The organism is Polynucleobacter sp. JS-JIR-II-c23 (assembly GCF_035011225.1).
Taxonomy (GTDB): domain Bacteria; phylum Pseudomonadota; class Gammaproteobacteria; order Burkholderiales; family Burkholderiaceae; genus Polynucleobacter.
On sequence record NZ_JAYGQT010000001.1, the window covers coordinates 1436417 to 1453812 of the forward strand.

A 17396-nucleotide genomic window follows, 5' to 3' on the forward strand; every position below is an offset into this window, starting at 1 on the left:
TTTATAGGTTTTGAGGATTTTGTATTGCAGTTAAGGCGCGGCCTCTAAACCAGCTATAAATCACTGGTAAAACTAGAAGCGTCAAAATAATGGTCGAGACCATTCCACCAACAATCACAAGTGCTAAAGGACGCTGGGCTTCAGATCCAATCGAATGCGATAAAGCGGCAGGCAAAAGTCCTAGGCCAGCAAGAATTGCGGTCATCAACACTGGTCTAACCCGCAGCGCTGCCCCATCAACCATCGTATCTTTCATCTCACCATGCTCAGTAGCAGTCGTTTTATTGATGAAGGAAATTAAGATCACACCATCCTGAATCGCAATGCCGAAGAGCGATAAGAATCCGAAGAATGCTGAGATACTTAAAGTCTCACCCGCCAAGTGCAATGCAATCACACCGCCAATAGCAGCAAATGGCACATTAATCATCACAATAAAGGCATCACGGAAATTACCGAATGCACTTACTAACAACAAAAATATTCCCGTTAAAGCCAAAGGCACAATGACCATCAACTTTTTGTGGGCTTGCTTCATTTGATTGAACTGCCCATCCCAGCTAATAGAGTAATTTGGCGGCAAAGTAATATTTTTTTCCACCAAGTACTGAGCATCTTCAACGGCGCTACCCAAGTCTCTATTGCGTACACTAAACTTAATTGCAATATACCGCTTGCCTGCTTCACGATAGATGAAAAATGGGCCATCAGTTAACTTTACAGTTGCAACCATTGACAATGGAATCTTAGTGTCATTTGGAGAGTCGACCAATAGACTGCCAATATCCGCCACATCATTGCGACTACCTTCGTTAAGGCGTATCGCAATACCAAAAGTCTTTTCATCTTCTAGTAAGTTTGTTACCGCCGCACCGCCAATCGCATTGGCAACTACCGTCTGAATATCGTTCACATTAATTCCGTATCGTGCAGCACGATCACGATCAATCTGAATATTCAACGTGGGCTGACCTAACTCTTTAAGCACGCCTTCATCCGCAATCCCGCGAACTTTTTTAAGCTGAGCAACGACTTCGTGGGCCTTCTGATCCAGAACATCCAAATCAGAGCCATAAATCTTCACAGAGTTCTCACCCTTTACCCCGGATAATGCTTCGTTAACGTTATCTTCAATGTATTGAGAGAAGCTATAGCTAATTCCAGGAATGGTATCGAGCTCCTTTTCAAGCTTAGTAATTAACTCTTTTTTAGATGAGCCTGAAGGCATCTTGTCTGGACTCTTGAGATAAAGACCATACTCCTGATTGAATACACCAGTAGAGTCAGTACCGTCATCAGGGCGTCCAATCTGAACAGCTACCCGATCAATTTCAGCACGATTCACAAAATTTTGACGTAACTGATTGGCAATCTTAATTGAGTAATCCAGGTCAACAGTATTTGGTAGCGTGACGCGCAACCAAATATTATTTTCCTCAAGGGTTGGCAAGAAGGCGGTTCCCAAGCGGGTCATACTCAGAAGCGTAATAGCCAATACAAAAACAGTGACTGAAAATACCGTTAATGGACGGTCCATTAACCTGCGCAGCAATGGTTTATAGCTCGCAATCAATTTAGTAATAAACGCTGGCGGCTTGTGATGTAGATTTTCACCAAAGACCAATGAAACCATCGCAGGCAAAAAAGTTAAGCTCAATATCATCGCTGCAAGCAAAGCAAAGCCCATTGTGAATGCCATTGGCCTAAAGATAATGCCCTCAACGCCGCCCATAAAGAACAATGGGGAATAGGCCACGATGATGATGCCCGTGGAATAAATCATAGCGCGCTGCACTTCGCTGGTTGCAAGAATAATACTTTGATTCAGGCGCTTTCCGCCCTCCTCAAGGTGACGCATGACGTTTTCACACAAGATAACCGCGGCATCAACAATCACACCGAAGTCAATTGCACCCAAGGAAATCAAATTGGCTGGCACGCTCCACAAATGCATTTGAATAAACGAAACACAAAGCGACAAAGGAATAATTGCCGCAACTACTGCTGCAGCGCGCAGATTTCCTAAAAACAAATACAAGACAACAAGAACTAACAAAATCCCTATAAACAAAGTATGTTTAACGGTACCAATCGTAATATCCAATAAAGCCTGTCGATCGTAAAAAGGCTTTACTTCAATACCGGGCGGCAATACATGCTTATTAATATTTTCTATAGAGCTGCGAACACGCGCCAATACCTCTGTCGCATTTTCACCGCGACGTAAATACACAATGCCCTCTATAGAGTCTGGGTTGTCATTGAACTGGAACATTCCAAGACGAGGAGCATTGCCAATTTCGACCTTTGCCACATCCCCAATACGAATAGGCACGTCTTTATTGATAGCAATCACCACCTGCTTAATGTCATCAATATTTTTTAACAAGCCAACACCACGCACCACAAACTGCTGCTCTCCACTTGGGAGCAGTCCACCGCCAGTGTTGCTATTGGCGTTTGTTAAGGCATCAATCAACTGGTTAACAGTGACACCCTTCGCCTGGAGGCCCTCCGGGCTCACAATCACTTGATACTGACGAACCTTGCCGCCAAAGGATGAAACGTCGGCTACTCCGGGGGTTTGCTTGAGCTCCTTATAGATCTCATAGTTCTGTAACGTTTTTAACTGGGTAGAGGTGGCGTAGTCAGAGCGAACCTCATAACGCATGATTTCACCAATAGCATCAGAATCCGGGCTAATACTGGATGAGACGCCGGGCGGAAAATTCACGCCATTTAAATTGCTAATAAATATTTGCCGCGCTTTAAACGGATCAGTTGTCTCAGTAAATTTAAGTGTGACAACAGAAAGACCGAATAGAGATACGGAACGGAAAGCCTGCAATCCTGGAATACCAGCCAAAGCATTCTCAACTGGAATAGTGACCTGCTGCTCAACTTCGGCAGTGCTGCGACCAGGCCACTGAGAAATTGCCTGAATCGTTAAAGGAGCCACTCCCGGATAAGGCTGAATAGGCAACTTACTCAGGCTAAATATCCCAAGCCCTAACAATACGATCGAAGCAAATATGACAAGCGCGCGCTTCTCAACTACCCCTCGAATAAAGGAGGTGAAAACGCTCACTTAATCCTCCTGCTTAGCAAAGCGATCGTTTAACAATACCGCGCCTTGAGCCAATACTTGCCAGCCCTGCTCTATGCCGGAAGTAATAGCAAAGCTTTTACTGTTGAGGTCATAGCCCTTAACAGGAACACGACGGTACGTTTCAGGTCCAACTTTGATGATGGCATAACGGCTTTCACGGACCCTGACGATTGCTGTCTGAGGAACCACAACAGCATCAGTGATGCCAGTGGTTAATAAACCAGATGCGAACATATCAGGACGTAATAAATCATCAGTATTCTCCACATCCGCACGAATTAATAATGCACGGGTTTGTGGGTCAATAGTAGGGGCGATATAGTTTGCATACGCCACAAATTCTTTTTCAGGATAGGCTTCCAGATGCAGAACCATTTTTTGCCCCTGCTTAATCATCCTAAAGTCTTGCTCAAACACATTACCCAAAAACCACAGTTGCTTTGGATCTGCTAGTGTAGCAATCACATCACCCGAGTTGACGGCTGAACCCGGCTCCACATTACGCTTCACCACTACACCCTTCAAAGGGGAGCGCATGATTAAGTTACTCGTAGTTTTACCTGTGTTTTCAATACTCCTGATATCACCTTCGCCCGCACCTAAGTTTCTCATGCGATTAGCAGCAGCTTGTTGAGTAATGCGGGCATCGCCCAACAAATCACTCATTGTTTTACTTGTCTCGAGAACTTTTGCTGTCTTAGAAGAAAGCAAATACTCTTGTTGCGCTGACAAGAACTCAGGACTATACATTTCTACGATAGGTGATCCAATATCCACTGGGGCGCCATCAAAAGCGTAGATCCGCTCAACCCTTCCGGGAGCGCGTGCTGACAGAACTTTCGATTTCTCCGCGTTGAATGCTAAACGTCCCGGCACTTTAATGTTGACGGGTACTTGAACTTTTTCCGCAGATTGGAATACATAGATTTCGGGATTAAGCGAAATACCTGGGAGACTTAACTCCAACACGCCGCTCGTCTGTACCTTCAAATTCTTATCAGAAGATTCAATCTTCACCGCTCGATTCACATTGGTGAGACGGCCCACCATAATTCCTAGGGAAAGAATGGCAAAAGCAAAAGCAGCAAGACGAACGCGATGGCGATTCTGTGGTGAAAGGTTCCAATACAAACCCGCTAAACCAGCAGCGGCTACTTTGGCATGGCTTGCACCATGATGTGCGCCCTTATGCAAAATAGGCTTTGCCTTTTCATACCAATGCTTTAGAAACGAAAGAATTTTGTCTTTCAAAACTACTCCTTAAAAGGGTTCTTTGCCCGCTGAAACCATTAATATCGCTTGAGCCTGCAATAGATTGCTTTCAGCCTGAGCTAATGCAATCTCTAAATTACGCAATTGCGTTTGCGCAGTCAATAAATCATTAAAGCCTTGGCCATTATTTGAATACTGAGTAAGGCCTACCTTATAGGCAGCATCAGCCTGTGGTACTTGGCGATCTTTCAAAAACTGGGTTTGATTCTTGGCCTGCTCATAAGCAGCATAGGCAGTGTTCACAGCCAACACGATTTGCTGACGATTAGAAATATTGCCTGCCTCAGCAGCCGCTTGATTACGCTGTGCCTGCTCTACTCCATAACGCTCTTTAGTAAAGAAGTACAAAGGAATAATGAGATCTAGCTCTAATTGGTAGAACAGTGCGCCATTGTTTGCAGAAAATGGACCACGCGGTGTGTAGGATGAGCCAATCACTTGGAAGTCTGGCAAATAAGCTTTCTTTGCAAGGTCCACGCCTTTGCGTGCAGCATCCAATTGCAATGCAGAACTCTTCAATGATGGATGACTACTTTCGGCGTAGTCCTCTAATTCAATTAAGGTTGGAACTCCATTGATCGCGCGACGAACATCCCCACGTAAAACCAGCTTTTCACGAGAGTGCCGGCCGACCAAGGTGTTAATGTTATTCAAAGCAACATTGAGCTGGCGCTCCACATTGAACTGATCTGCCTGTGCTGCACTTTGTGCGACTTGAGCATTTAAGAACTCTACATAAGCTGCAGTGTTATTAGCGTAACGCGCCTTAGCTACATTCTTGATCATCTCTAGGCGGATGACAGATTCTTTAAGCACTTGCAACTGCTTTTGAGCAGCAAGGGCGTTGTAGTACAAGGTTGAGAGCTGAGCGCCTAACTGTAAATAAGTGGACTCTGAGCTTGCCAAGAGCGCTTCAGCATTGGTATCCGCGATATCTGCCGCAAGACTCTTCTTACCTGGAAACTGAAAAGGTTGCGCTACAGAAATTGCGTTGTTACTACTGATGCCTCCAGGATATTGCTGTGATGGTGCATTTGCCCCACCTAAAGCAAGTGGAGAATTCACCGGCATACCTGACCACACCAATCCGACCTGTGGATTAGCTGGTGCATTAATTTGTGGAACAGTCGCCTTGGCAGATAAATACGACTCACGCAATGAAGATAATTGCGGATTGTTCACTTTGAGCTCATTCCAAAGCTGGCGCAAATCCATCTCGGTTGGCCCGGATGAAATAGGCTTGGTATAAATTTTTGGTGTGTTTGCTTTGGTTACTGGGGCAAACATTTCGGCCGCCTTAGTACTAGCGCCAAGTTGCGCTCCGATTGATGGTGGCGCTGCCAATGAAGTATCACCAGTCTGAACAGTAACGCTTCCGGAAGCGTTATCCACGGATGGCTGAGCAAACGTTGAAACAGAAAGAGTGGAGGCGCAAACAACAAAGGCTGCCATTGCAAATGGAGTCACTCTTTTGAGCGGTGTCGCTACGCTAATTTTGTGTTTGCCGAGAATCAACAAAAGCGGCTGCCTCTAAATCAATAAAAATGCTGTTTTTATAGCCCCAGATGTGGATTTAGAAGCAGTCCAAAGCCGTTTCTGGGGGTTTTAAGGATTATAGGGTACAAAAGCCAAAAGTCTAATTATTGACAATTGCTATCTTATTGATTCTAAAGATAATAATTATGGCTAAAGTCAGTAAAACCCCTAAAACTCGGCGTGGATCCTAAAAGAGAGGATGTTTACGGGTCCACGGGCTGCGTTATAGGCTGGATTGTTGATGTGCTGGAAGTTCAAACCTGCCAGAACATTTTTAATCACAGTCGCGTTGTAATACACCTCACCAATACGCTCTGGACGATAAGAAATTGTCTGACCTGGACCGGCATAGTCGCCAATAAAGTAAGACACCCCACCCGACTGTAAATAATTTTTTCGATAGCTTGATAAACCGTTTTGCATCATCGAGATACCAATCGTATCTTTTGGACGACTCCAACTTGTCCCATTTAGACCCATGCCTATTGATAAGGAATTGTCTGCCTCAGTAAAAGACATCGTCTCAGTATGGCCATCAGATGTAAAGGCGCGCCCATAGATACCAAGATCCTTGGTTAAAGCCTGTTCGCCATTCACACCAATACCAGTTTTGTATTGATAGTTGTTACGCACATTGTTAATGGCTTGAGTGCCCTGTGCATTATTGGCTACTACATAGTTTGTCGCATCCTGAAAGCGTGCCAAGATCATTTTGTTGCGATAAGCAAGTACGCTTACTTTGCCAGGCAAGTCACCAATATGATGCTGACGTTCTACTTCAACCTGATCGCCATAAGTATTAAAAATCTGCCAGTTCAAATCACGGCTATTCGGGGTTTTTGGAGCAAGCATACGAGATGCTCTCATCACCCAATTGCCGAGGTACCACTCGCCCGCCAAGCCTGTGCTGTACCCGCGCGCATCGGCTGCATAGTCATATGCTAAATAGGTCATATTGCCCCAGTTCATAAATTGCACACGGGGATCTTTAGCGTAACGACTGTCATCAAAAATATCTAAAGTAGAAAACTGGCCAGCGGTGATCACTACGCGATTACTGCTCACAGTTTGGGTAATTTGATTAGCTTCGTTTTCAAGAACAATCTTATCGCCCTCTTGATTGATTGTCTGACGTAAGAATGCGCGGGCAGAATAAAACTTCGCTTGAGCACCGTTTGCTTTAGTCGCTTCACCGTTGGTAAATCCACCAAGACCAGTAAGCCCAGAAAAAGGTACGCCGGAAATAACTTCTGGATTGAAATAAATATCAGTGTTGGGAGCTAAACGAGCGCCAAAGAATAAAGTGCCCGACCAGGTGTAGCTCATTGACTTGAGCGCAGACATACTATTTTGACCAGAATAACTGGACGTGAAATTGTTGTAACGCTGATTGATGTAAGTAGTTTGACCATGAACGTTTACTGGCAAACCAAACAACTCCCCTTCTGTTGGCAGGCCTTGAATCGCTTCCGCAAAACCTGCAATTTGGTCAGCGCCTGACCCCGCCCTCTGCGCGAACGCAGTTGCTCCGAAGACTGTGCAAATAATGCTCAACAGGAGGAGTAGATAAATCTTGCGGGTCATTCACAATTTCTAATGGGGTTGCCACTGCAATGCAATGGCAACATGCCGATGGAGAAAACTAGGCAAACACAGCTTGAGATTGAAGCTCAAGGGTGGTGCAGACCGAATTATCCCTAAAAAGAGGCAATTTACCTAGTCTTTATGTCCTAGAGATGACAGATCAGGGAGCAATCGCTGATAGATTGGGCTCGCATTAGTCCTTGGGTGTGCCCTGAAAACAACTTATCCAAATAAATCACTATGGCTGCCTAGGCGAGCAAGGTGCAATAGCAGAGGATCAGGCTTTTTGTAGATTAGCAAAACATCTGGCTTGACATGGCATTCACGGTGTCCACGCCAGCGGCCGATCAGATCATGATCTCGTAAATTGAATGGCAACGTCTTATCAAGCACCAATAGATCAATGGTCATCAATAGAAGCTCTTCAATATCCTTCTTATGCCGGGGGTTTGAATATATACGCCTAAAGTCTTTTTTAAATACTGAAGATCTTTCAATCTCCCGCATGCAGATCCGCCATTAAATCCTTGCTGTTTTTAAAACGCTTTCCTTTGCCCGCCTCTAGCTCTGCTATGGCTTTTTTTGTTTTAGCGTTAGGAACCTTCACTGAAAAAGGTAATTGCTTTTCATCTGCTATTCGCAACATCAACATACGAATAGCATCTGAGATGGATAGGCCCATTGCCTCAAGTGCATCAGATGCGCGATTTTTGGTTGCCATATCTATTCTGGCGCGAACATATGTATCTGCAATAGTCATACAACTCTCCCACTAAAAACATTGAATTATTATGTAGTCTCAATGTGACTACATTTTAACAGAAAATGGAAAATAAAAAAGGGGCTCAATGCCCCTTTTTACAGAATACTTTGTAGGTAAACGATGGTCTAACGGCGATCCATTAAGGCGCGAGCCAAGGTGCCAGCATCCACATACTCAAGCTCGCCACCAACTGGGATGCCTCTTGCTATACGAGTAACTTTGATGCCCTTGGCTTTAAGTACTTCACCAATATAGTGGGCAGTGGCCTCACCTTCACTCGTGAAATTGGTTGCCAGCACCACTTCTCGTATAGCCACTCCGGTATCGGGAGTCTCAATGCGATTGAGCAATCGATCAAAGCCGATTTCGTTTGGACCCATGCCATCGAGTGGTGAGAGACGACCCATCAATACAAAGTAATTACCCTTAAAACTGAGCGTCTGCTCCACCATCACTTGGTCAGCAGGCGTTTCTACTATGCAAAGCAACGAAGGATCACGGCGGCCATCGGAACAAGTACTACAAACCTGCGTCTCTGAAAAGGTATTGCAACGCGCGCAGTGTCCTACTGTTTCAACTGCCTCACCCAATGATTGAGCGAGTACTGCCGCACCATTACGGTCATGCTGCAATAAATAGAACGCCATGCGCTGCGCTGACTTGGGGCCTACCCCAGGCAGAACGCGTAATGCCTCGATCAATCGACCGAGTGCATCTTGAGGTGCTTCTATGCGCGCCATTAAATATTCAGGTTCGTATTTAGAAAGATTGAATTAGAACGGCAACTTAAAGCCTGGTGGCATTGGCATACCAGCAGTGGCGCCAGACATCATCTGGGCACTTGCCGCTTCCACTTGTTTGAATGCTTCTGTATAAGCAGTCACGATGAGGTCTTCCAACATCTCACGATCATCCATGGCACCTGGATCAATCTGCACACGTTTGAGTTCGTATTTGCCAGAGATAGCTACTTTTACTAAGCCACCGGCAGCTTGGCCAGTTACTTCCAACGCAGCCAACTCAGCTTGCGCAGTTTTCATCTTCTCTTGCATCTGCTGAGCCTGTTTCATAAGGCCAGCAAGTCCACCTTTCATCATCGCTTTATTTCCTTAGTGGTATTACTTATGATTTATGAATATTGATATTGAATTAAAGAGGCTTAACAGAACCGCCGACTACTTTGGCGCCAAACTCTTTTTCTAATTGCTGAATAAATGGATCGGCAGCAATCATTTGCTCCGCATTCATTCTTTTCTCTTGATGAATCTGGGCATCCACCTTAGCTACTGTCTTGCCTTCCACTTCACCCTTTTCAATCACGATCTTAACGGGCTTGCCAAAGTGAGCGGTGAGCGCGTCAGCCAAGCGACCAACAGAAGCGTCAGAAGCGAGCTGCGGCATCGGCGTGAGGATAGTTGCACGCACCCCAGCAGGTGAATCATTCCAATCTTGTAACTCCGTCTGAAATGCTAACTGCTGCACCATCCCTTTAACGGGTAACTGACGCATCAAGGCATGCCAATCAGGACGCTCGGCAGAACTGGCCACGGAAATTTGTGCAGCTGTAGCTGACGGTGTTGACGCTGGAGTGGCAGGCGCAGATGTTCTAGCAGCAGGTGCTGGTGCAGATGCTTTAGGAGCGGCCGCTATGGGACGAGCAGTATTGACTGGAGGAGCCGAGGGTGATGACGGTGCTGGAGAAGAATTACCTCCTCCACCGCTGCCTGGACGAAACGCCAACATACGCAACAGCGTCATGGCAAAGCCAGTTTGCTCATCCGGTGCCAGCGATAAATCTGGACGACTTGTAATCGTGATTTGATAGAAGAGTTGCGCTTCTTCTTTTGTGAGCTGGCCTGCCAAGCGACGAATCTCGCCTGCTTCTGGCCAATCTTCTAAAACGGATTCCGGAACTATTTGCGCTGCTGCAATTTTTTGCAACAGGCTTGAAAGATCTTGCAATGCCAATGAGAAAGACATACTACGCTCACCCATTTCGTTTGCGACTGCAAGCAGGCTTGCACCATCTTTAGCAATCAAGCAATCCAAAATACGGATGAGATAAGCATCATCTAATGTGCCAAGCATGCCGCGCACGGATTCTTCGCTAACTTTGCCAGCCGCATAGGCAATAGCCTGATCAGTTAGCGATAAAGCATCGCGCATTGAACCTTGAGCTGCCTTGGCAAGAACACGCAAGGCATTGACTTCGCATTCCACCTTCTCAGCAGCGAGTACTTTCTCTAGATGCTCAACAATGAGTGGTACTGGCATTTGCTTGAGGTTGAACTGCAAGCAGCGAGACAAGATGGTTACTGGGATCTTTTGAGGATCAGTAGTCGCCAGAATAAATTTAACGTGCTCTGGCGGCTCTTCCAATGTTTTAAGCATGGCATTAAAAGCATGATTGGTGAGCATGTGCACCTCGTCAATCATGTAGACCTTATAACGCGCATTGCTAGGTGCGTAAGCCGCCTTTTCTAGGAGAGCAGCAATATCGTCAACACCACGATTACTTGCAGCATCCATCTCTATATAGTCGACAAAACGGCCCGCATCGATTTCCATGCAGGCTGGGCATTTTCCGCAAGGCTCTGAAGTCATCTTGCCGGAACCATCAGATCCCGTGCAATTGAGAGCCTTAGCCATAATCCGGGCAATTGTGGTCTTACCTACTCCACGGGTACCCGTAAAGAGCCATGCGTGGTGCAGGCGACCCTGATCCAAAGCATGGGTTAAGGCCTTAACCACATGGTCTTGGCCTACTAATTCAGAGAAGGTTTTGGGGCGCCACGAACGGGCTAATGCCAATGCTGTCATGTCTTACATTCTAACAAGCTAAAATGGAATTGGATGGGCCTCCCCGCATGGTGGGTTGGATAACCTGGTCAGGTCGGGAACGAAGCAGCCAAACCCAATTTCTGCCAGTGCCGGGGGTTTGGCTCATCCACCCTCCCCCAGGAATTCAGAAGATCTTCAGAATCCTGAAAAGTCCCCAAATTATCCAAATAATCAGCAAAACCAGAACAGTTCGCGCATCCAGCGAGATTCTGAATAACTGCAGCTGTTTATGGGAACACTCAATAGACACTCGCAAAGCTGATCCCCTCTATGTAGAAAGATTCAGCGTAGAGGTTTTAGATGGCGATGAATAGAGAGTGCGGATGATTTGGGTGTAAGCGAATTGATACTCAAGGCACAATAGATCTATACAACCCATAAAAGTCCTTATGCCCCAAGCCATTATTTTCGATGTAGAAGCGACCGATAAAAACGATGCTGTCATTATTGAAGCTGCCTCACTCGATGTCACCTCCCTTAATCCATTTGAAGTTGGCAATCCTTGGGTGCAACGTTACAACCCAGGTAAGACTATTAGCTTGGGTGCTCTTGCTACCCATCACATCATGGATGAGGAATTGATCAACTGTCCCGCAAGCAGCTCTTTTAGATTGCCAGCCGGAACCAAATATCTCATTGGCCACAATATTGATTTTGATTGGGTTGCGATTGGCAGCCCTGAGGTCAAGCGCATTTGCACTTTGGCGCTTGCGCGTAGTCTATGGCCTGATTTAGATAGTCACACGCAAAGCGCTCTGCTCTATTACTTTGAACGCGATACCGCTAGAGATCAACTGCGCAATGCGCATAGCGCCTTAGCCGATGTATGGATCTGCTCAAAAATTGTTGCTCAAATTATCGATAAGTTACACCCCATTTCTTTGGATGCTTTATGGGAGATGTCCGAGAAAGCCAGAATTCCAAAGACCATGCCTTATGGCAAACATAAGGGTGAGCTCATTAGCCAAGTACCCAGTGATTACAAGCAATGGCTACTACGCCAAGACAATGTCTCTGGTTATTTGCGCAAAGCTTTAGAAGTCAAGTAACAGCCTTTACTAGGGAATAAGGAATCCGTGATTTCCTTATTCCCCTTCCAGGCCTACTGCTTGTTCTTTACTGATATTTACGATTAAAGACTTGTTTTGTTGCGCTTTCATGACGCTTAGTATTTTTCAATACTGCGCAGTAAGACAAAACCATGATGGCTACGAGAGAAATTCCGTTGAAGTTGTTTAGTAAGTCCATTTGCTTCTCCTTTATGCGTTATTGCGTGTTATTTGCTAATTAATTTGTTACTGAATTTTTTACCTAGCTACCGGTAACTCATCCCACCTCGTGGTGTAGTTCGGCGACCGATTGCTTGATCTCATCTGCCACTCTTCTTTAGTGCCATTGGTTCCTGCGGCTGCAGATCTGATGAATGCATTGCCAAAGCGCGTGTTGATCTCATCTACCGCTTTCATCAAATGAGCAGACTTACCTTTAGTCTCGATATCCTCAAACAAGGATTGCTGAGCTGTTGGCTTGTCGCTAATCAGATTGAGAATGACGCCCGCCTTCTTGTAGCGGAAGTTCGCTTGATAGATTTGCTTGAGGCCTGCCAATGCTGCATTGGTTAAGGTCAACGTGTTATCCGTTGGATCCGCCAATGGAATCGTGACGCTTTGGTGATACTGTGGCTCGTTTTGCTTAAACGGATTGGTCTGAATAAATACGGTGAGCGCGCCCGTAGTACTGTTTTGCGTTCTGAGCTTTTCAGCTGCACGCGCTACATGGGTAGCAACCGATTCTGCAAGCTCTACCTGGCTAGTCACCAACTTACCAAAACTGCGCGAGGCGATAATTTGTTGTTTGGCTGGCGCTACTTCTTCTAGCTGCAAGCAAGATGTGCCACGCAGCTCATAACAGAGGCGCTCCATCACCACGCCAAACTGTTGACGCATAGCTTGTGGTGAGGCTTGCAAAAGATCCAATACGCTCTGAATGTTTTGGGCTTTGAGTTTCTTGGCGATTTGTTTACCAACCCCCCAAACCTCACCCACTTCAGTCTCGCTCATCCACTGATAGAGCTCTTCTTTGGCCATGGCGTTGACATCGCACACACCAACAAACTGCTTATGTTTCTTCGCCAAGTGATTGGCTAGCTTAGCCAAAGTCTTGCTGGCACCAATGCCCACACAGACTGGTAAGCCGGTGGTATCTTTCACTTCCTGTTTAATCTTTTGACCTAATTCAATCGTGTCTTGATATTGCCTTAAGACTGTCTCGATTTGTAAAAAGCTCTCGTCGATGCTGTAAACCTCTAGGTTTGGCGTGAACGCTCTCAGCACCTGAACTACACGACTACTCATGTCGCCATACAAGGTGTAATTAGACGAGTACGCCTGAATACCATGCTTCTTAGCGAGATCCTTCATCTGAAACCAAGGCGTTCCCATCTTCACGCCAAGTGCTTTGACTTCAGCACTACGTGCTACAGCACAGCCATCGTTATTGGATAGCACCACCATCGGCACCTCCTCTAACTTAGGCTGGAATACACGCTCACAAGAAACGTAGAAGTTATTTACATCCACGAGCGCGAAGAGCGGAGTTGATGTGGTTTGTGAATTGGAGTTCATCTCACTTCCCATTTCTGCCACTGGCATTGCTGTACTTACGCACTACCCCAACCACTACACCCCAGATTTGCAGCTCGCTGCCTTCGTTAAAAGTAATAGGCTGATAGTTTGGGTTTTCTGGTTGGAGCTCAATACGACCGCGCAACTGATAAAGGCGCTTGATGGTGTACTCGCTATCCACTACGGCAACCACGATGTCTTTATGTTTTGGCTTAAGGGCTTTATCAACGACGACCTTGTCGCCATCACAAATCCCCGCGCCCAGCATGGAATCCCCCTTCACGGTGAACATGAAAGTAGCTGGCTTGTTCTGGACGAGGTAATGGTTCAGATCGAGGCCGTCTTCGGCGTAATCTGCCGCTGGACTAGGGAATCCAGCTGACATCCGGTGACTTAGGAGCTTGAGCTCATAGGCGGCAAAATGGCCTGCCAAGGCTTGTGGTGCCTGGCTTAGAGTTACTTTTGCGGGGTTCATTACTTGCGTCATAGTCATTAATATACTGTATGTTTATACAGTATATGTAAAAACCGCAAAAATGGCCTTATTTTTGTTGTTTTGGGGCTATGAGTCCCTCCCACCCCCTCTGTTTTCTCGACCTCCCTAGCCATAAACCCCGAGTACCCCATGGTTGTATTGGGACCTAGGAATTGCATAATGATCCTAGAAGTTATTCAGGAAGTTATCCCTGAAATAGCTCATATAAAAAGAACAGTAGGAGACATATGAAGACGTATAAGATCGCATCCATTCCAGGTGACGGCATTGGCAAAGAAGTCGTCCCAGAATGCGAGAAGGTATTGAATGCCTTAAGCAAAAAACATCCTGAAGTCGCTTTCCAATTCGAGCACTTTGATTGGGGTGGCGATTACTACCGCAAGCACGGCATCATGATGCCCGAGGATGGTCTTGAACCTTTGCGCTCTAAAGATGCGATTTTGTTCGGCTCAGCTGGCGACCCTAAGATTCCAGATCACATTACTTTGTGGGGCTTGCGTCTCAAAATTTGTCAGGGCTTTGATCAATATGCAAACGTACGCCCTACGCGCATTCTTCCTGGCATTGAAACGCCACTACGTAATTGCAAACCAGATCAGCTGGATTGGGTGATCGTGCGCGAGAACTCTGAAGGCGAATACTCTGGTGTAGGCGGCCGAGCACACCAGGGTCACCCCATCGAAGTAGCTTCAGATATGAGCATCATGACTCGCGTTGGAGTAGAACGCGTACAGCGCTTCGCCTTTAAGTTGGCGCAGTCACGCCCTCGCAAGCACCTGACTGTCATCACTAAATCTAATGCGCAGCGCCATGGCATGGTGATGTGGGATGAGATCGCCAATATCGTTGCCAAAGATTTTCCGGATGTCACTTGGGATAAAGAATTGGTTGATGCCGCTACTGCGCGTATGGTCAATCGCCCAGAATCTTTAGACACCATCGTTGCCACCAACTTACATGCAGACGTCCTCAGTGATTTGGCGGCTGCATTAGCCGGTAGCCTAGGTATTGCACCTACCGGAAACCTCGATCCAGAGCGTCGCTATCCATCCATGTTTGAACCGATTCATGGTTCTGCTTTTGACATTATGGGTAAAGGTCTTGCCAATCCAATTGGCACCTTTTGGTCAGCAGTGATGATGCTCGACTTCCTGGGTGAAAAAGCGCTCGGTGTAAAGTTAATGGCAGCCATTGAAAAAGTGACCGCCAATCCAAAGTTACATACGCGTGATTTAGGCGGCACAGCCATGATGAGTGATGTTACTAATGCAGTCATTGAGGAGATTTCTAAATGAAGCCGTTTAAATTACTAAGTAGATTGCTGAGTATTGGCCTAGTCTCACTTGGCTTGCTATCCGGCGCGCATGCTCAACCTTTCCCCGATAGAACCATTCAGTACATCATCCCCTTCCCACCTGCTGGTGAGTCTGACCTGGTAGCGCGCTATCAAGCCGACATCTCAGCTAAGAAATTCAAACAGCCGATGGTAGTTATGAACCGTGCTGGTGCTGGTGGTGCATTGGTATGGAGCACCATGAATACCTATCCCGCTGACGGTACAACGGTAGTGGGCGTGAATATCCCCCACACTATCTTACAGCCGCTACAGGAGGGGATTCAGTACAAGACTGAAGACATTAATGCGATCTACTACTACCACTTCACCCCTGATGCTTTGATGGTTTCCGCGGATAGTCCTTACAAGACCTATCAAGAATTTATTGCGGCCGCCAAAAAAGATCCCGGCAAGATGACGCTTGCTGGATCCGCACAGTTCTCAGCTAACCATATGGCAGTCGAGCGGCTCAATAAACTTGCTGGCGTCAAAATTACTTACGTTCCCTTTAAAGGCACGGGTGATTTAATTACCGCCCTGATTGGAATGCACGTTGATGGTGCTATGGGTTATCTGCCTTTAGCCATTCAACAAAAAGGGAAAGTGCGTACGCTAGCAATTGCTACTGAGAAACGTAATCCCGCTCTACCAGACGTACCGACCTTTAAAGAGCTGGGGTTGAACTGGGTAGACGGCGCTTATCGTGGCGTTGCCGTGCCCAAAGCAACCCCGCTGATATTGCAGCAAAAAATGTCTGATTACTTCGCACAGCTCAATGCCGATCCCGAGACTAAAAAGAAATTGGAAGATGCTGGCTTTGTGATTGTGGATGTTCCTCTAGCAAAGATGCCGGCATTCATGAAAGAGAAAACAGCTCAAGCCATGGATGATGCTAAGAATGCTGGGATGATTAAGTAAGACTTTAACTTCCTTAAATAAAAAACCACCGCATGTTCGGTGGTTTTTTATTGGCTGCTTGCTTTCTGTTTTAGCAAAAAGCAAAAGCGAGAATTGCCGGATCGTCTAGAAAAGCATTGGATAGGTAAACACTGGCTCGGAAGAGCCAGGGCTGCGCAACTTCTACTAGCTCGAGAATGAAGGGGAAACGTTCCATATTCCAATGATAGTGCTTCATGCCCTTCCTAACCACTCCTTTATTGGAATTCCCATAATTTTTGTAGTTATATTAATTCATTGATGTTATGATTTAACGTAACTACAATATTTCCGATGAAATTCACTTATGATTCGGCAAAAAATGATTCAAACCTTTCAAAACATGGCCTACCCCTTTCAGATGCAAAGCTACTTGATTGGAATGCCGCCTATAGCTGGGTCGACCAAAGAAAAGATTATGGTGAAGAAAGGCGCATTGCCCTGATTCCAAATAATCAACGCGTGTATTGCGTGGTTTATGTTGAATCAAAAATAGTAATCAGAATTATTAGCCTAAGAAAAGCAAACGCCCGTGAGGTAAATTTTTATGAAGAAAAAACTAATTAGACCGAGTGCCAAAGAGGATGCTGCAATTACCAAGGCAGCCCTATCCGATCCTGACAACCTGCCCATCACAGAAGAAGAGTGGAATGAAATTAAACACCGAGCGGTTCGGGGCAGAGGGAGACCCTTAGGCAGTGGAGCTAAAGAGCAGGTTACCCTAAGAATTGATAAGGAAACTTTAGATTTTTATAAATCCAAGGGGGAAGGCTGGCAAACTTTTATCAATCAAGTCCTTGGTGAAGTGAAAAGAGAATCCAAATCAATATCTACTGTTGAAAAGAAGTTGAGCAAAGGCGCTTTAATGACCAACAAATTCAAGGCTGCAGCTTAAGGAT

The 17396-nt window shown here is 46.0% G+C and carries 17 protein-coding genes and 1 other RNA gene; 6 read left to right on the forward strand and 12 right to left on the reverse strand.

Annotation, left to right across the window (positions count from 1 at the left end):
• Window position 1: 1 nt before the first annotated feature.
• The 9 genes from VC159_RS07285 to dnaX all read right to left on the reverse strand — a co-directional run bounded on the left by VC159_RS07285 (window position 2) and on the right by dnaX (window position 11084).
• Window positions 2-3088 (reverse strand): CusA/CzcA family heavy metal efflux RND transporter, encoded by a 3087-nt coding sequence (locus tag VC159_RS07285; protein WP_323473181.1) that lies wholly within the window; start codon window positions 3086-3088, stop codon window positions 2-4.
• Window positions 3089-4360 carry an efflux RND transporter periplasmic adaptor subunit gene (locus VC159_RS07290; RefSeq protein ID WP_323473182.1) on the reverse strand — a complete coding sequence of 424 codons (1272 nt, stop codon included), beginning with the start codon at window positions 4358-4360 and terminating at the stop codon, window positions 3089-3091. It abuts the gene before it with no gap.
• Window positions 4361-4369: 9 nt separating this feature from the next.
• A complete protein-coding gene (locus VC159_RS07295) occupies window positions 4370-5899 on the reverse strand; it encodes a TolC family protein (protein WP_323473183.1) in 1530 nt (509 codons plus the stop codon).
• A gap of 186 nt (window positions 5900-6085) precedes the next feature.
• Window positions 6086-7501, reverse strand: coding sequence for a carbohydrate porin (locus VC159_RS07300; protein ID WP_323473184.1), 1416 nt, complete (start codon window positions 7499-7501; stop codon window positions 6086-6088).
• Window positions 7502-7723: 222 nt separating this feature from the next.
• Window positions 7724-8008, reverse strand: a complete 285-nt coding sequence (locus VC159_RS07305; protein WP_323473185.1) for a type II toxin-antitoxin system YafQ family toxin — start codon at window positions 8006-8008, stop codon at window positions 7724-7726.
• A complete protein-coding gene (locus tag VC159_RS07310; RefSeq protein WP_216264083.1) occupies window positions 7995-8261 on the reverse strand; it encodes a type II toxin-antitoxin system RelB/DinJ family antitoxin in 267 nt (88 codons plus the stop codon). The genes VC159_RS07305 and VC159_RS07310 overlap by 14 nt, the downstream gene beginning before the upstream one ends.
• 128 nt (window positions 8262-8389) lie before the next feature.
• On the reverse strand, window positions 8390-9004 hold the full coding sequence (gene recR, locus VC159_RS07315; protein WP_323473186.1) for a recombination mediator RecR: 615 nt from the start codon (window positions 9002-9004) through the stop codon (window positions 8390-8392).
• Window positions 9005-9037: 33 nt separating this feature from the next.
• Window positions 9038-9361 carry a YbaB/EbfC family nucleoid-associated protein gene (locus tag VC159_RS07320; protein WP_323473187.1) on the reverse strand — a complete coding sequence of 108 codons (324 nt, stop codon included), beginning with the start codon at window positions 9359-9361 and terminating at the stop codon, window positions 9038-9040.
• A gap of 52 nt (window positions 9362-9413) precedes the next feature.
• Window positions 9414-11084 (reverse strand): DNA polymerase III subunit gamma/tau, encoded by a 1671-nt coding sequence (dnaX, locus tag VC159_RS07325; protein ID WP_323473188.1) that lies wholly within the window; start codon window positions 11082-11084, stop codon window positions 9414-9416.
• 32 nt (window positions 11085-11116) lie between these two features.
• Between dnaX and ffs the strand changes: the two genes are divergently transcribed.
• Window positions 11117-11215, forward strand: an RNA gene (ffs, locus tag VC159_RS07330) — signal recognition particle sRNA small type.
• A gap of 279 nt (window positions 11216-11494) precedes the next feature.
• Window positions 11495-12154 (forward strand): putative quorum-sensing-regulated virulence factor, encoded by a 660-nt coding sequence (locus VC159_RS07335; RefSeq protein WP_323473189.1) that lies wholly within the window; start codon window positions 11495-11497, stop codon window positions 12152-12154.
• Window positions 12155-12221: 67 nt separating this feature from the next.
• Here the strand turns inward: VC159_RS07335 and VC159_RS07340 are convergent, their stop codons facing one another.
• Genes VC159_RS07340 through VC159_RS07350 form a run of 3 tightly spaced genes read right to left on the reverse strand, consistent with a single transcriptional unit; the run spans window position 12222 to window position 14222 of the window.
• Window positions 12222-12353, reverse strand: a complete 132-nt coding sequence (locus VC159_RS07340; RefSeq protein ID WP_255407106.1) for a hypothetical protein — start codon at window positions 12351-12353, stop codon at window positions 12222-12224.
• A gap of 59 nt (window positions 12354-12412) precedes the next feature.
• Window positions 12413-13729, reverse strand: coding sequence for a Y-family DNA polymerase (locus VC159_RS07345; RefSeq protein ID WP_323473190.1), 1317 nt, complete (start codon window positions 13727-13729; stop codon window positions 12413-12415).
• Between the two features lies 1 nt (window position 13730).
• Complete coding sequence (locus VC159_RS07350) at window positions 13731-14222, reverse strand: LexA family protein (RefSeq protein WP_215359798.1); 492 nt, start codon at window positions 14220-14222, stop codon at window positions 13731-13733.
• A gap of 230 nt (window positions 14223-14452) precedes the next feature.
• On the opposite strand from VC159_RS07350, the gene VC159_RS07355 reads away from it, so the two are divergent.
• From VC159_RS07355 to VC159_RS07370, 4 genes are all read left to right on the forward strand, one after another.
• Window positions 14453-15520, forward strand: coding sequence for a tartrate dehydrogenase (locus VC159_RS07355; protein ID WP_323473191.1), 1068 nt, complete (start codon window positions 14453-14455; stop codon window positions 15518-15520).
• Window positions 15517-16479, forward strand: coding sequence for a tripartite tricarboxylate transporter substrate binding protein (locus VC159_RS07360; RefSeq protein WP_215359794.1), 963 nt, complete (start codon window positions 15517-15519; stop codon window positions 16477-16479). The genes VC159_RS07355 and VC159_RS07360 overlap by 4 nt, the downstream gene beginning before the upstream one ends.
• Before the next feature lie 312 nt (window positions 16480-16791).
• Window positions 16792-17064: a BrnT family toxin gene (locus VC159_RS07365; RefSeq protein WP_215359791.1), complete on the forward strand. Its 273-nt coding sequence runs from the start codon at window positions 16792-16794 to the stop codon at window positions 17062-17064.
• Window positions 17045-17392, forward strand: a complete 348-nt coding sequence (locus VC159_RS07370) for a BrnA antitoxin family protein (RefSeq protein WP_215359789.1) — start codon at window positions 17045-17047, stop codon at window positions 17390-17392. The genes VC159_RS07365 and VC159_RS07370 overlap by 20 nt, the downstream gene beginning before the upstream one ends.
• Window positions 17393-17396 lie beyond the last annotated feature (4 nt).